Source organism: Mucilaginibacter sp. CAU 1740 (assembly GCF_039839285.1).
Classification (GTDB): domain Bacteria; phylum Bacteroidota; class Bacteroidia; order Sphingobacteriales; family Sphingobacteriaceae; genus Mucilaginibacter.
The window spans coordinates 19,337-32,946 of the sequence record NZ_JBDOQS010000018.1 but is presented as its reverse complement, the minus strand read 5'-3'; the positions used below and the strand labels follow the sequence as shown (position 1 = coordinate 32,946).

At 42.1% G+C, this 13,610-nt stretch carries 14 protein-coding genes; 8 read left to right on the top strand and 6 right to left on the bottom strand.

Features of this window, described 5'->3' with window-relative positions; translation table 11 throughout:
• Nucleotides 1-438 precede the first annotated feature (438 nt).
• The gene (locus AAFN85_RS29055) at nt 439-1,098 is read left to right on the top strand and encodes a Pr6Pr family membrane protein (protein WP_347531479.1); all 660 of its coding nucleotides are present in this window, start codon (nt 439-441) and stop codon (nt 1,096-1,098) included.
• A 140-nt stretch (nt 1,099-1,238) separates the two neighbouring features.
• A complete protein-coding gene (locus AAFN85_RS29050) occupies nt 1,239-1,385 on the top strand; it encodes a hypothetical protein (protein WP_347531478.1) in 147 nt (48 codons plus the stop codon).
• A 90-nt stretch (nt 1,386-1,475) separates the two neighbouring features.
• Here AAFN85_RS29050 and AAFN85_RS29045 read toward each other — a convergent pair whose 3' ends face one another.
• Together AAFN85_RS29045 and AAFN85_RS29040 are read right to left on the bottom strand one after the other, a co-directional pair.
• Nucleotides 1,476-1,676 carry a hypothetical protein gene (locus AAFN85_RS29045; RefSeq protein WP_347531477.1) on the bottom strand — a complete coding sequence of 67 codons (201 nt, stop codon included), beginning with the start codon at nt 1,674-1,676 and terminating at the stop codon, nt 1,476-1,478.
• A 110-nt stretch (nt 1,677-1,786) separates the two neighbouring features.
• On the bottom strand, nt 1,787-2,647 hold the full coding sequence (locus tag AAFN85_RS29040) for a glycoside hydrolase family 16 protein (RefSeq protein ID WP_347531476.1): 861 nt from the start codon (nt 2,645-2,647) through the stop codon (nt 1,787-1,789).
• 338 nt (nt 2,648-2,985) lie between these two features.
• On the opposite strand from AAFN85_RS29040, the gene AAFN85_RS29035 reads away from it, so the two are divergent.
• The 3 genes from AAFN85_RS29035 (at nt 2,986) to AAFN85_RS29025 (ending at nt 8,380) form a co-directional block, all read left to right on the top strand.
• Nucleotides 2,986-4,257 (top strand): metallophosphoesterase, encoded by a 1,272-nt coding sequence (locus tag AAFN85_RS29035; protein WP_347531475.1) that lies wholly within the window; start codon nt 2,986-2,988, stop codon nt 4,255-4,257.
• 48 nt (nt 4,258-4,305) lie between these two features.
• On the top strand, nt 4,306-4,527 hold the full coding sequence (locus AAFN85_RS29030; RefSeq protein ID WP_347531474.1) for a hypothetical protein: 222 nt from the start codon (nt 4,306-4,308) through the stop codon (nt 4,525-4,527).
• A gap of 1,006 nt (nt 4,528-5,533) precedes the next feature.
• The gene (locus AAFN85_RS29025; RefSeq protein WP_347531473.1) at nt 5,534-8,380 is read left to right on the top strand and encodes a hypothetical protein; all 2,847 of its coding nucleotides are present in this window, start codon (nt 5,534-5,536) and stop codon (nt 8,378-8,380) included.
• On the opposite strand, the gene AAFN85_RS29020 is transcribed toward AAFN85_RS29025, so the two are convergent.
• The 4 genes from AAFN85_RS29020 to AAFN85_RS29005 form a co-directional block, all read right to left on the bottom strand.
• Complete coding sequence (locus AAFN85_RS29020; RefSeq protein ID WP_347531472.1) at nt 8,377-9,177, bottom strand: hypothetical protein; 801 nt, start codon at nt 9,175-9,177, stop codon at nt 8,377-8,379. The two genes, AAFN85_RS29025 and AAFN85_RS29020, sit on opposite strands and share 4 nt — an antisense overlap.
• Before the next feature lie 2 nt (nt 9,178-9,179).
• Nucleotides 9,180-9,950 carry a copper homeostasis protein CutC gene (locus tag AAFN85_RS29015; RefSeq protein WP_347531471.1) on the bottom strand — a complete coding sequence of 257 codons (771 nt, stop codon included), beginning with the start codon at nt 9,948-9,950 and terminating at the stop codon, nt 9,180-9,182.
• A gap of 82 nt (nt 9,951-10,032) precedes the next feature.
• Nucleotides 10,033-11,046, bottom strand: a complete 1,014-nt coding sequence (locus AAFN85_RS29010) for a N(4)-(beta-N-acetylglucosaminyl)-L-asparaginase (RefSeq protein WP_347531470.1) — start codon at nt 11,044-11,046, stop codon at nt 10,033-10,035.
• Between the two features lie 106 nt (nt 11,047-11,152).
• Nucleotides 11,153-11,593, bottom strand: a complete 441-nt coding sequence (locus tag AAFN85_RS29005; protein ID WP_347531469.1) for a DUF2007 domain-containing protein — start codon at nt 11,591-11,593, stop codon at nt 11,153-11,155.
• Between the two features lie 54 nt (nt 11,594-11,647).
• On the opposite strand from AAFN85_RS29005, the gene AAFN85_RS29000 reads away from it, so the two are divergent.
• From AAFN85_RS29000 to AAFN85_RS28990, 3 genes are all read left to right on the top strand, one after another.
• On the top strand, nt 11,648-12,595 hold the full coding sequence (locus tag AAFN85_RS29000; protein WP_347531468.1) for a YafY family protein: 948 nt from the start codon (nt 11,648-11,650) through the stop codon (nt 12,593-12,595).
• Nucleotides 12,596-12,720: 125 nt separating this feature from the next.
• The gene (locus AAFN85_RS28995) at nt 12,721-13,176 is read left to right on the top strand and encodes an EVE domain-containing protein (protein WP_347531467.1); all 456 of its coding nucleotides are present in this window, start codon (nt 12,721-12,723) and stop codon (nt 13,174-13,176) included.
• Nucleotides 13,164-13,586 carry an SRPBCC family protein gene (locus AAFN85_RS28990; protein WP_347531466.1) on the top strand — a complete coding sequence of 141 codons (423 nt, stop codon included), beginning with the start codon at nt 13,164-13,166 and terminating at the stop codon, nt 13,584-13,586. Before AAFN85_RS28995 ends, AAFN85_RS28990 begins: the two co-directional genes overlap by 13 nt.
• The last annotated feature ends 24 nt before the right edge of the window (nt 13,587-13,610 follow it).

Sequence of the window (13,610 nt, the reverse complement as noted above, 5' to 3'; positions counted from 1 at the left end):
AATTGGTTGTTTTAATAGCCTAAATATATAGGTTTAAAATAGCCGTTTACGCTAACAAACAAATAAATTACACAAAAGGCTTAATGAAATGCCATATCAGCTTTGCCATGCGTACTGCAATCGTACTCATTGTTGTGATCGTTCCAATCGCTTATGTCAATTAATCCCGCGCGGGTTTTGTAATGGCTCTCGCTATTGGGGCATTTAATTACATACCCCATATCATCTGCCAAAGCAATCACAGGGCGGGCACCGCAGATTTTGCAAGTTCTGCAGTAAATGGATCGTGGTACATTTACATATCCCCTCATAACTCAATTTACGTTACATTAATAAATTCAGTTGCCTTATAATTAGTGGTTTATTCATGCCGTTTATAATACTTGCATTTTTAGTGTATTTTATATTAGCTTTAAAAGCAATAACCTATCTACACTTATGAATAAACATCAATCAAACAATATTACGGCTAAGCTTAAGCTATTATTGCTAATCTCTACTGTTAGTATTATATGGTTTGCTTTAATATTGCAAATAGCCATTGCCATCCCGGTACACCTTGCACAAGGCCGAAGCCTTGGCGGTACTTTAGTTTTGCTTTTTAGTTATTTTACTATTTTAATAAACTTACTCGCAGCCATTAGCTTGAGTGTTATTGTGTTAAAGCCAAAAAGTAATGGGGCTGTTTACTTTTTGCAAAGTCATGTGTTTGCCGGCATAACACTTTATATTACCATTGTTGGTTTAACCTATAACCTGGTTTTACGGCAACTTTGGCAACCGGTTGGATTATTTAAACTGGCCGACGAACTGCTACACTCTGTAGATCCGTTGTTGTTTGTTATTTGCTGGCTATTGTTTGCACCAAAAACCGTATTAAAATGGAAACAGGCTTTAAACTGGTTATGGGTGCCATTTATTTATTCAGTTTATATTTTTATACGTGGTGCTATAAGCCATTTGTATCCTTACCCTTTTATGGATATTGATAAATTTGGGATACAGCAGGTTATTATTAATTCGGGCTTTATGCTTATTGCTTTTTTAGTGATAGGTTTATTATTAGTTTGGATAAACAATATAATAGCTAAACGTTAGATAGCTTTGTTATGTTTCGCTTTTATTGATTAAATATTTATAAATGTAACATTGATATTACTGCTTGGTTGATACATGGTTTCGGCATGATAAATGAATAATGTGTTTTATATATCTATTTAAAACATAAATTATTTGTTATGAAAACCACCGTTTCACGCTCAATTGCTTTGCTGGTTTTAGCAGCCATGGGCTTTACAAGCTGTTCTACCGAATACCGCGAGCGCCGCAGGCATCGCCACGAAGAAAGAGTTCGCGTACACGAACGTGTAATTATCCAAAACTAAATACACATACCATAAACAAAATAGGCCATGCTGATAAAGCATGGCCTGTTTTGTTTATGGCGATTTAAACCGGATCTATTTACCTGAAGCTTAATCGTTCCAGAGGTGGCGGTGTGTGAAATTGCCGTCCAGTTTAGTTCTTATATAGATATCGTCTTTATGTACAATGCAATCGCCTGCATGTATGTCGTCTTCGGATGTTACTTTAATAATAGTACCTGAGATTTGCTCAACTATGCTGGATAGCGTGAGGATCTCCGTATCGGGGATTTGAACGGTTAATATTGCCATGGGTAGATGATGTTTTATTGATAATTCAAAAATATGGCAATAAAAATTGACTTGTGTTTTATGAAAGTAAAATTTAAATAACCTTTATTTTACAAATGTTGTAAACAATATTAATTCCCGGTTTTAGTTACCAATACCCAATCTACATAGGTTTTAGCATCCCCGGCTTTTATTTTATTCACCGTACTTTCGGATAGCCCATGGTATGGTTTGGTAACTTTATTTACTCCACCAGGGTAGCCTCCGCCTAAAGCGAAATTGAGGATGATGAACTTTTTGTTATCAAAAGCCCAGCGCCCATATTTTTCAACCATAGCTTTGGTAACGGTATAGGTAACTTTGCCATCAACCTTAAAAACAAGGCTCTCTCGCGACCAATCAACCGTGTAAACATGCCATTGCGTAACATCAATACCTGCAGGGAAAGATACCCGTTTTGCCAATGGGGTATTCCCGAAATAATTGGGGCCGTGCAATGCATGGCTCACCCAGCTCGAATCGCCTACGGTTTCCATAATATCTATCTCGCCGCAATCGGGCCATTTGCCGTTGCCTAATGCCCAAAACGCAGGCCATAATCCGGCACCGGCAGCCATTTTCATCCTGGCCGAGGCGCTGCCGTAAGTAAACTCCATTTTAGCACGGGTATTGATACGGCCGGATATAAAATCATATTTCCGTTGTTCTTTGCTGGTAAAGCCGGGTTGATATAAAGCTTTTAACACCAATGCTCCGTTTACGGCACCTTCTGCTTTGCCATCAACCATATAAATTGTCGCTGCTGAATCAACATAAGCTTGCTGTTCATCATTCACGGTATGGCCGGTTATTTCAACGTTCCATTTGCTTCTGTCGAGGGCCGGTTTGCTGAAATCTTCAAAGAAAACGGTATCTGTTTTGGTTTGCTTTTGGGCGATGGCACTAAGCGTGGTTAGCAGACTTGCCGATAAAAGCAGGTATTTTAATTTCATTTTTTTAGGTTGATTTGAGGTGAATGGCTAAAAGTAGATAATACTTGTAAGGTATGGCTGATTGAGATCATAATTTTACAAAAGCAGCACGCGCATTTACTCACCCCGACATCGCTGCGCTTGTCACCCTCTCTGCGCTGCGTGCAAAGAGGGGGAAGAATATTTGTGTTTGTTTTTTTGAAACTTTTCTTAACCCTCTTTGCGCGCAGCGCAGAGAGGGTGGTCCAGCGAAGCGTAGACCGGGTGAGTAAACTCTGCGGCTATTAATTGAAAAATTACCTCCGGATGCCTACTACATAACACCTACTTCATTAAATTGCAGGCTTATACAATTCAATATGCATAACGGTGGCTTTTTTAAGGTTTTTCTCATCGCTTCGGCAATAAGTTTACTGCTTGATTGGTATGTACATTCGGGGCTGAAAACTTTAACTGCCGATTGGTCGTCAAACCTGTGGCGCAATGTTGTTTTATGGGGATATCTGCTTATCGCGGTGGGGATAACCGTTACGTTCATAATTGGATTAGGAGCATTTAGTACCGCTAAGGGGATGCGCCCATTTCATGAGTGGACCTTGAGCTTGTTCCTTACTTTCGTGGTTACCAAAGTTGTATTTGTTTTAGTGCTGTTTTTGGGAGATATAACCAGGTTTTTTATCGGTTTGTTTAACCTCATCGGCCGTTCAGAAAAAAGCAATGGCGCATCCGCTTTCCCTGGCAGGCGAAAGTTTATTAGCGAGATAGCGGTTTTGTTAGCAGCAGTGCCCTTTACATCATTTTTTTATGCCATGTTTAAAGGCAAGTACGATTATAAAGTACATCGAACTACTTTATATTTTGAAGACCTGCCCGACGCCTTCGACGGCTTTACCATCACCCAGCTTTCAGATATCCACTCGGGAAGTTTTGATAATACAGAAGCCATGCAGCGCGGTATAGACCTTGCCAAAGCCCAAAAAAGTGACCTGTTTGTATTTACCGGCGACCTGGTAAATAATGCTGCTTCCGAAATAGAGCCTTACATAGATAGGTTCGGGCAGATCAAAGCCCCATTCGGTCAGTTCTCCATTTTAGGCAACCACGATTATGGCGATTACATTCAATGGGATAGTGAGCAGGAAAAAGCAGCCAATCTGGAAAAGCTCAAACAACATCATAAAGAATTAGGCTATCACTTAATGTTAGATGAAAATGTAACCCTTGAAAAAGGAGGACAGAAAATTTCATTGATAGGGATCCAAAACTGGGGGCGAGGTTTTATCCAGATAGGAGATCTGAAAAAAGCCTTGCGCGGAGTACCGGAAGATGCCTTTAAAATATTGCTTTCACACGATCCTACCCATTGGGAAGAGCAGGTACGCTATAATCCTACAACCATCCATCTAACCCTATCCGGTCATACTCATGGAGCGCAGTTCGGTGTAGAAACTGCCGGTTTCAGGTGGAGTCCCGTACAATATCGTTATCTTGATTGGGCTGGACTGATCAATGAGAAAAACAGATATCTGTATGTGAACCGGGGTTTTGGCTTCCTCGCGTTTTCGGGCAGGTTAGGCATTTGGCCGGAAGTTACCGTGATCGAACTAAAAAAGAAAACATCCCTCGGTTAGTCAAGCTGTTTTATTGTTGGCAGGGTTTTTATGCGATAAATATAAAGCATGAAAACTATGGCAACTCATATTAAACGAATAGGAAAAAACGATCGCCAGGCACAGTCTCAACATACCAATGCCTGGGAAGTGATGAGACCCTTTGTTCATTTTGGCATCAAGGCGACTGCTGCCATCGCGCATACTTTGATTTGGATAGTTAAACATATTCCTAAGCCCGATAACCAACGGCAGGAAAAATCCCGAAATAATAAAATTATTAAAATATAGTGTAAGCGAAGCGCATGGAATTGAATGTGATAGTTTTTTCAAACAGATATACATACAGCGTAATCGCGCAAAAACGAATAGTTAACTTTTGAATTGAAAAATATTTTTTAAAAAAACTTGGCGCAGTGGCGCTGATTTTATTAAAATGAATAAGATGTATATGGCTGTCGCTGTTATAACGTTCTAATTAGTAAACTAAATGAGTTAGTTAATATTTTTTCTATATTGAGAATTTTAATCTATTTATAGGGTGTTGAAAGTCAGTTAATTAGAATTGTTTTAAATCTGATTATAGATTATCGTTAATTTGGTTTAAGCTATTTAATATTATTAAATTAATTGAAACAATAAGCGATTTTCGCTGTAGTTCATTTTGTTCAGTCCCTCGTGACGGAATTTTAATTAATAGGTAGGGGAAGGCAGCGAGTGTTTTCCCCTTAATTTTTACCTCCGGGTTACAACTTATTGGTTTAAGTTACGTTAACAACCATACTATTACTATTAATTAAATTTCCGACGGGTTGACTTGAATTAGTCATCCCGTTTTTTGCCTTAATTACATCTAGGCTTTTTATTCGTTACTTTTTAGCGAGACCAATGCAGTTTCTTGTGCTGATAGAAATTTAAATTCATTAATGTAGATTGATACCGTGAAAACACGGTTTGTAAATACCGTGTTTTCACGGATTGTGAGTTGATTTTATTATGCCGAAATTTAGGCATTGATTAAAACTACTAAAACAAAGACGCTATATAATTGGGGATCTGATATGTGCTGAAGCTTACGCGATAGCAAAAAAACTTTGTGGAAAGATCGTTCAATATATTAATCAGAAACGGACTTCGGCTTTAACTGAAGTCCCGATTAAAAATATAACCTATCTAAACCCTTCACTTTTTTAACGTTGTTGCACCCGTCAGTCCTTGGCGGGTGTTTTTTTTTGCCCGTTTTTATTAACATTTTAGGCGTTGTTAAAAAGGCGATTTGTGCTTACTTTCACCCTCAATGAAGCATCTGTCTACCGGTTACCTATCGTTTAAAAAATTAATGCTCCCGGCGTTGCTGCTCACGGCCACGCTATCAAAAGCCCAAACATTTGGCGGCAACCCGCCATCAATAAAATGGCGACAGGTGAATACGCCCGCAGCCCGTGTAATATTTCCGGCTGGGCTTGATTCGGTAGGCTTAAATGTTGCTAATATCATCGGGCAGATGAATAATCGGGTTCGTCCTACAATCGGCTTTAAGCAAAGGCAGATCAGCGTGGTGCTTCAAAATCAAACCACTATAAATAATGGCTATGTTGGTTTGGCACCATTTAGAAGTGAGTTTTACTTAACGCCCGATCAAAATAGCTTTGAACTGGGTAGCTTACCATGGCCGCAACAATTGGCTATCCACGAGTTTAGGCACGTACAGCAGTACAATAATTTCAACGTGGGCCTTTCCCGCGTATTGAGTTTTATTTTTGGCGAGGGTGGGCAGGCCTTGGGCAATGACCTGGCCATACCAAACTGGCTTTTTGAGGGCGACGCGGTATTTAACGAAACCCTGGTGAGCGAACAGGGCAGGGGACGGTTGCCTTACTTTTTTAACAGCTATCGCGCCTTATGGGCTGCCGATAAAAAATACAGCTACATGAAGCTGCGCAATGGCTCGTACCGCGATTTTATTCCCGATCACTACCCGCTTGGTTACATGATGGTAGCCTACGGTCGTGAAAAGTATGGCGACCAGGTCTGGAAAAATATAACGCACGATGCGGCCGCGTATCGTGGTGGGTTTTATCCGTTTCAATGGGCTGTAAAAAAATATACAGGCGAAAGCTTCAGGGATTTTTCTGCAGATGCGTTCAACCATTTTAAGCAGCAATTTATTGAGGATAATAAGCAGTCGGTTGCCGATCGTAAAAGGCATTTCGATGCCAATCGCCAATATCCTGCCTTTGTGGATGATAGCACGCTCATCTACATGAAAAATACCTATGATAATTTACCAGCCTTTGTGTTAAAAAAAGGCGACACGGAAACTAAAATAAGCACCCGTTCCAGTTCACTCGATTCCTATTTTGATTATGAGCAGGGTAAAGTTATATATGCCAGCTATCGTCCTGATCTGCGCTGGGGATACCGTAACTACAGCGAATTGATGCTGCTTGATATTAAAACAGGGCAGGAGCACCGTATTACATCCAAGGCTAAATACTTTGCCCCGGCTTTTAACAACAATGCAGATAAGATAGTAGCGGTGCAAGTTGACCCTTCTGGCGCAAGTACGCTTCATATTTTAGATACTGCGGGTAACGTGAAGCAGGTTGTGCCAAACCCGGATAAGTTGTTTTATACCTACCCAAAGTTTTATGGGGAGGATAAACTGATCTCGGCCACTCGCAACAGTGCAGGTAAAATGGCGCTTACCTTGATTGATATCGGTACAGGTAAAGCCGAAAACTTAACCACCTTAAGCTACCGCCCTATAGGTTTTATCAACCTGAAAAATAAAGCGCTTTATTACACCCAAACCGATGGCACAAACGATCGTCTATTTGTGATGAACCTCGATACTAAAAAGGTTTTTGAAATGTTGCCTACAGCGCACGATAATGGCATTGGCTACTATCAGCCTGCCGTAAGCGATAACCAAATGACAATGGCTTGGGTTGGTTTTACTGCCGATGGCTACCAAATTAACAAGGCCAGCAAAGAGGAGTTGAAATGGATTGACGCAGGCGAACAATACGCCCGTTACCTGCCAACTTTAGGGATTACCGCTTTGCAGAAAGATTCGGCAGCGCATATGTTGGATAATGTAACTGATAAGCCATTGCCTATCACTAAATACTCTAAAGCGCATGGGCTGTTTAACTTTCACAGTATCATCCCCAATATCAGCGATCCTAATTATTCGTTTGCTATCACCGGCGAGAACGTACTGAACACCTTCCAATCCGAACTTTCGTTTGATTATAACACCAACGAAGGGTATAAGCAATTCGGCTTTGATGCTATTTACGGTGCGCTGTTCCCATACATTTCGGCTGGCGCTGATTATACCTTGGATAGGCGCAGGTTTTTTAAAGGCCAGTACGTTTACTGGAACGAAACTGCTGTGCATGGCGGTTTAAGGGTCCCGCTTAACTTTAGCGAGGGTAAACACTCAACTGGTTTAACCTTTGGCAGCGATTTGTATTTTAACAGTATCAACTTTCAAAACCCATATAAAAGTAGCTTCGCTGATAGATCATACAGCTACCTGAACAATTATATCAGCTTCAGCAACCAAAGCCAGCAGGCTCAGAAAAATATCTACCCACGTTTTGCTCAAAGCATCGGCGTAACATATAAATCGGCCATTTCGGGTTCGGGTGCTACGCAGTTGCTTACAACGGGCTCATTCTATTTCCCCGGATTGTTTGTGAACCACAACTTTGTGATCAGTCTGGCGCATCAGCAAAAAGGGAAAGATAATGTGATCAGTTTCTCTAATGATTTTCCTTTCTCTAAGGGTTATACCGCGGAGAACCTGGATAATATGAATAAGGTAGGTTTAACTTATCATTTGCCCCTTGCGTATCCTGATGCCGGCTTTGGTAACCTGTTTTACATTATGCGTTTACGGGCTGCCCTGTTTTTTGATTATACCCATGCCAACGCCACCAACTTTTTTCCCGATGGCAGTAGCTTTAAGCAAAATTTCAGATCGGCAGGCGGTACCTTATATTTTGATACTAAATTCTTTAATCAGAATAGCATCACCTTTGGCATCAGGTATAGCAGGCTTTTGGATGAAGACTTTTTTGGTGGGACAGGAAGAAATAGGATAGAGTTGGTGTTGCCTGTTACGTTTTTTTAGTTGGATGTGGTATCCCTGATAGGGCCGTTTGTTGGAAAGATCCCAGCAAAGCATCCCCGGCATTCATTGAGAAAAGTTTTTCGGTTTGCCAGATAGGTAAGTATACGCTGGTCAGTTTTGGAAATTTTGAGCCCGCGCCTTTTTAGCTGTCTGTAGCCATAAAGGGCATAAGCCTGTGTTTCACTGCATACACTAACAAGCATTGCCCGCAATTTTGCAACGTCCCTGCGTTTTACAAGGCTATCAATACTCCTTGCCTCTTCCGATTCAGGAGCAGCATCACCGCAGTATAAACTATATCGTTCGTGAGCGTTTAAATCATTTTTGAGATCAGTAATAGTTTTTGTTGATGCATAAAACGAGTTTCGTAATTTTAGATATCGCAAAACCCTTGTTGTATCTATCTTAGGATGATTTCGACGTATGTTGGCTTCCTCATCGTATTTTAAATACATGGCAATCCCAACTCTGCCATACATTACCGAACTGAAGCATACGGTATCGTTGTGCGTTAGCAAAATGAGATGGTAATCGTAAGTGCCGTTAAGGGTTACGCTTATTAATTGCTGGGTATATCCAAAGCCTACATCCCGGTTGTAGTTAAGTTTTATCGAACTGTTAACAGGTTCGCGGGTTTTCTTGATGCTATCAGCTCGTTGGTACAGCCGCGCAGCGGATTTTTCCTGGTTTGCTATTGCTTCAAATTTAAGATAAAATGCCCTATCAAGGTTTTGGCAATGCCCGTGTTGGGCTATCAGTAAAAGCAAAATAAATATTGTGCCCTTTATGGTTTTCATTTTTAATTATTCGCCAACCTGATCAATTCCTTAACCCTATCAACCCCCGTTACGTCAATACTATATTCATCACCCGCTTCGGCTCCCATCATAATGTGTTCGTTATGATATTTCATTTGGCTTGCTACCCTAACGCGTGCAGATGAATGCACTTCGGTAGCGCCGGTGTAATGAACCAGATCGGCTACGTTGGTTTCACTTACACCGCTGCCGGGCATAATGCTCAATCGGCCATCGGCTTGTTCAATGAGGCGGTGCAGGTTGCTGGCTCCTTCAATAGCAGTGCTTTTTCCGCCGGAAGTAAGGATGCGTTCACAACCCATTTCAATGATCTGCTCAAGGGCTTTATGCTGATCTGCACACATATCAAATGCCCTGTGAAAAGTGACGCCGAGGCCCCATTGGCGGGCGAGGCGAACCATTTCGGTACAGCGTTCTATATCGATGCTGCCATCTTCTTTCAGGATACCAATTACAACGCCATCGCAACCCGCATCTATACAATAACGGATATCGGCCATCATGAGTTGGTATTCCATGTCATTGTACAAGAAATCACCGCCTCGGGGGCGGATGAGTACGTAAAGCTTAATATGGAGCAGGCTGCGCGCCATTAATATGGTACCGTGCGAGGGCGTAGTACCACCATCCTTTAAATTTTCGCAAAGCTCAACGCGCACCGCGCCGCCTTCCTGGGCCGCCAGTGCCGATGTAACTGAATTTGCGCAAACTTCGAGCGATACCGATTGCATTTTATTTGAATTTTTGATCATGGCTAATAGTTCATTGCCGAGGCAGCCATTAGCTGCGCCGAATGTTTTTACTATGAACCATCAACCATGATCCATGAATTGCTTATTTATAATAACTTTTACCAGGTATTAATAAATCCTGCTGTTGCGCGTTGCAAACGGCATATGAAAAGCCGCTTTGTATCGCGTAAGCACCATATTCTCCTTTTTTGTTGATGGCTAAAAAGCCCACTTGGATCTTTTTGGCAATCTCCGGTTTCTTTTTGATGATGCGGTTCACTGCTTCTTTGCAGGCATCTTCTGGAGATAGGCCCTGCCTCATCAGTTCAACTACTAAAAAGCTACCCACGTTACGGATCACCTCTTCGCCCACACCTGTTGATGTTGCGCCGCCAACTTCATTATCTACATAAAGGCCTGCACCAATAATAGGGCTGTCGCCAACACGGCCATGTAGTTTAAATGCCATGCCACTGGTGGTACATCCGCCCGAGATATTGCCTTTAGCATCTATCGCTAGCATGCCAATAGTATCGTGATTGTATTTACTGCCGGGTTTACCTGCTCCGTTTTCGATGTTCATTACCGGGCTATATTGAGCTTTCTTTAACCATTCCTTCCAGATCTTTTCTGTTTCGGGGGTTAACAGTTTTTCTTTTTTCATGCCCTGCTCAACCGCAAATTGGGTGGCGCCTTCGCCAACTAACATTACGTGCGGGGTTTTTTCCATCACCATGCGGGCTACCGAAATAGGGTGGGCTATATCTTCCATGGCAGCTACAGAACCGCAGTTGCCAAACTCATCCATAATACACGAATCGAGGGTTACGTGACCATCACGATCGGGTAAACCAGTGCGGCCTACGGTATGGTTGGTGATATCTTCTGCTTCGGGGATGCGGGCACCGGTTTCGATAGCATCCAGCGCGCGGCCGCCTGCCGATAATACTTTCCAGGCACCTTTATTAGCGATGATGCCAAAATCCCAGGTGGAGATCACTATCGGGTAACCGCCTTCGGCTGGTGGGGTAATAGTTTTTGCTATAGTTGATTTAGAAAGCGCTGCAAGTGAAGCACCTGCGGCTGATAATTTGATGAACTTACGGCGATTGTACATAGTGCTAATATATAAAAAACAGTCGTAAGTCTTAAGTTCGAAGTCGGGAGTCTTAAGTCAGCTGCTTTAAGCGACAAGTAGAGGTTTTGACTTAGAACTTCAACGGCTATTCAAAATCGCGCTGGCAGTTAAAACAGTGCCAGGCCTTGCGGCTGTAAAAGGGAAATATCATCATCAAAAACGATACGATGGCAGTAAGCCAATGCACCCGTTTTTCTGTAGCAGAACCGTAGCGCACGTTGGTCGATCCGCAGTAGGGGCAGATCACGGCGTTAAGCGTTTCATCGTCAATTTCTATATGGTCCTGATCGTGCAGGTCGCCTTCGGCGGCTAAAATTTCGCGGCAGCGTTCCAGGTCGCGTTCAAATATTTTTAGTTTGATGCCACCTACCGCCTGGTTATACAGTGGGTTGGAGCCGATAGTATTTTCATCTGCTATAAAACATGGAATGCCATAGCCCTCCAGTTTGGTTCGGATAATGTGGGCCAGCATAACATCATAATAGGTTTCAAACGTTATGATCTTTTCTTCGGGTTGAGCAGCCATATTGTAGATAAATATTGATCAAAGGTAAATTGTTTTTTATTTAATTTCGACGCCATGAACCGCATCGACCGTATATCAGCCATTTTAATTCAATTGCAATCGCGCAGAGTTGTTAAGGCCGGCGATATTGCCGAGCGGTTCAACATCAGTTTGCGCACTGTTTACCGCGATATTAAAACGCTTGAGGAAGCGGGTATCCCGTTGATAGGCGAGGCTGGTGTTGGCTACTCCATTATGGATGGTTACCGCCTGCCTCCGGTAATGTTTACCCGCGAAGAAGCCACCGCTTTTTTAACCGCCGAAAAGTTTGTTGAAAAGCTTACCGATACCTCCACCATGGCGCAATATCAATCGGCCATGTTTAAGGTGAGGGCTATCCTCAAATCGCACGAAAAGGATGCTTTGGAAAACCTTGACGGCAGCATTGAGGTACTGAAAAGTCATCGCCAAAAAAAGGCTGATAACGCCGATCATATCCAAACTATTCTGGATGCAATCATTTACAAAAAAGTAATTTGTTTGGATTATTTTGCCTTCCATTCGCAGCAGGATACCAAGCGCGATGTGGAGCCAGTTGGTGTATTTTATCTCGATAGTTTCTGGCATCTTATAGGCTATTGCAGGTTGCGTAATGACTACCGCGATTTCAGGCTCGACAGGATCAAAAAACTGGTAGTAACCGATAATAGTTATGTAGGCAGCAACCACCCTACACTTAAAGACTATATAGCCAAAGCCGTTAAAGAAAAACACCTGGAGCAGGTAGTAATAAGGATTGATAAGGAGGCGCACAATTACCTTGATCATCAAAAATATTACAGCGGTTTTGTATCCGAAAAAACAATAGGCAATAAGATAGAAATGACCTTCCTGACAATCTCTCTCGAGGGATTCGCGCGTTGGTACATGACCTTTGCCGATTATGCTGAGATCGTCCAACCCGACTCATTGTTGCAGCGCATCCGCGAGATCACCACGGCTATCACTCAAAAACTAAAATAATTTTTCTTCCTTTTTTCCTACTGACATAGGGCTGTCACCAGCCGGTTGTTACTTTGTTTCATGATAAGCAGGGCAGGGTTTTTATTAGCCTGATGTTTTTGCTGATCGGTTAAAATCTTACCCTTATGAAACATTGGATAATAGTAGTATCAAAAGATCATATCAGCCGCGGCATTTCAGGCGGATTTATCCAGGCCAATCATGGCAAACTTGCACCCCTTAAACGGATGGCCGTTGGTGATTGGGTTGCTGTATATTCTCCTAAACAAAAAATGAATGGCGAAGAGCCATTACAAGCCTTTACAGCCATTGGCCAGGTGCGCGATGAGGATATCTACCAAAAGCATATGGCTATTGATTTTACGCCTTACCGCCGTAACATAAATTACTACGAATGTGCCGAAGCGCCTATCGCCCCGCTCATAGATGAACTTGATTTTATCGGCAACAAAAAAGCATGGGGCTACAACTTCAGGTTCGGCTTTTTCGAAATTCCCGGCGCGGATTTTGAGAAGATAAAAGAGCAAATGATCACCGCTAAACAACCACTACTAAATAAAGCTACATTATGGAAAAACTAACAGTAAACGTACAGGTGAAATTTAAAGCACCGAAAGCGAAAGTTTGGCAAGGCCTTACTGATCCTGCTTTGGTAAAACAGTATTTTTTCGGCACCGATCTCAAATCGAGCTGGAGGGTAGGGGAGCCTATTGTGTTCAGTGGTGAGTGGGATGGTAAGATGTATGAAGACCATGGAACCATACTTGATATCGACCCCGGAAGCTTTGTAAAATATGATTACTGGAGCAGCATGAGCGGTACCGATGATAAGCCAGAAAACTACGCCAACATCACTTATAACCTCACCGAAAATAACGACGAAACAGAGCTTACCGTAACCCAGGATAACGTGAAAAACGAAGAGGCCAAAACTCACTCTGAGCAAAATTGGAAAGGCCTTTTTGAAGAATTGAGAAAATTGATAGAATAAAAATAAATTTTAAACTGATAGTTT

Bases quoted from the DNA above. Each gene is read 5' to 3' on its own strand.
- AAFN85_RS29005 (WP_347531469.1), bottom strand. From the start codon at position 11,593: ATGGCTGCTCAACCCGAAGAAAAGATCATAACGTTTGAAACCTATTAT.
- AAFN85_RS28995 (WP_347531467.1), top strand. From the start codon at position 12,721: ATGAAACATTGGATAATAGTAGTATCAAAAGATCATATCAGCCGCGGC.
- AAFN85_RS29040 (WP_347531476.1), bottom strand. From the start codon at position 2,647: ATGAAATTAAAATACCTGCTTTTATCGGCAAGTCTGCTAACCACGCTT.
- AAFN85_RS29025 (WP_347531473.1), top strand. From the start codon at position 5,534: ATGAAGCATCTGTCTACCGGTTACCTATCGTTTAAAAAATTAATGCTC.
- AAFN85_RS29050 (WP_347531478.1), top strand. From the start codon at position 1,239: ATGAAAACCACCGTTTCACGCTCAATTGCTTTGCTGGTTTTAGCAGCC.
- AAFN85_RS29015 (WP_347531471.1), bottom strand. From the start codon at position 9,950: ATGATCAAAAATTCAAATAAAATGCAATCGGTATCGCTCGAAGTTTGC.
- AAFN85_RS29010 (WP_347531470.1), bottom strand. From the start codon at position 11,046: ATGTACAATCGCCGTAAGTTCATCAAATTATCAGCCGCAGGTGCTTCA.
- AAFN85_RS29030 (WP_347531474.1), top strand. From the start codon at position 4,306: ATGAAAACTATGGCAACTCATATTAAACGAATAGGAAAAAACGATCGC.
- AAFN85_RS29020 (WP_347531472.1), bottom strand. From the start codon at position 9,177: ATGAAAACCATAAAGGGCACAATATTTATTTTGCTTTTACTGATAGCC.
- AAFN85_RS29055 (WP_347531479.1), top strand. From the start codon at position 439: ATGAATAAACATCAATCAAACAATATTACGGCTAAGCTTAAGCTATTA.
- AAFN85_RS28990 (WP_347531466.1), top strand. From the start codon at position 13,164: ATGGAAAAACTAACAGTAAACGTACAGGTGAAATTTAAAGCACCGAAA.
- AAFN85_RS29000 (WP_347531468.1), top strand. From the start codon at position 11,648: ATGAACCGCATCGACCGTATATCAGCCATTTTAATTCAATTGCAATCG.
- AAFN85_RS29035 (WP_347531475.1), top strand. From the start codon at position 2,986: ATGCATAACGGTGGCTTTTTTAAGGTTTTTCTCATCGCTTCGGCAATA.
- AAFN85_RS29045 (WP_347531477.1), bottom strand. From the start codon at position 1,676: ATGGCAATATTAACCGTTCAAATCCCCGATACGGAGATCCTCACGCTA.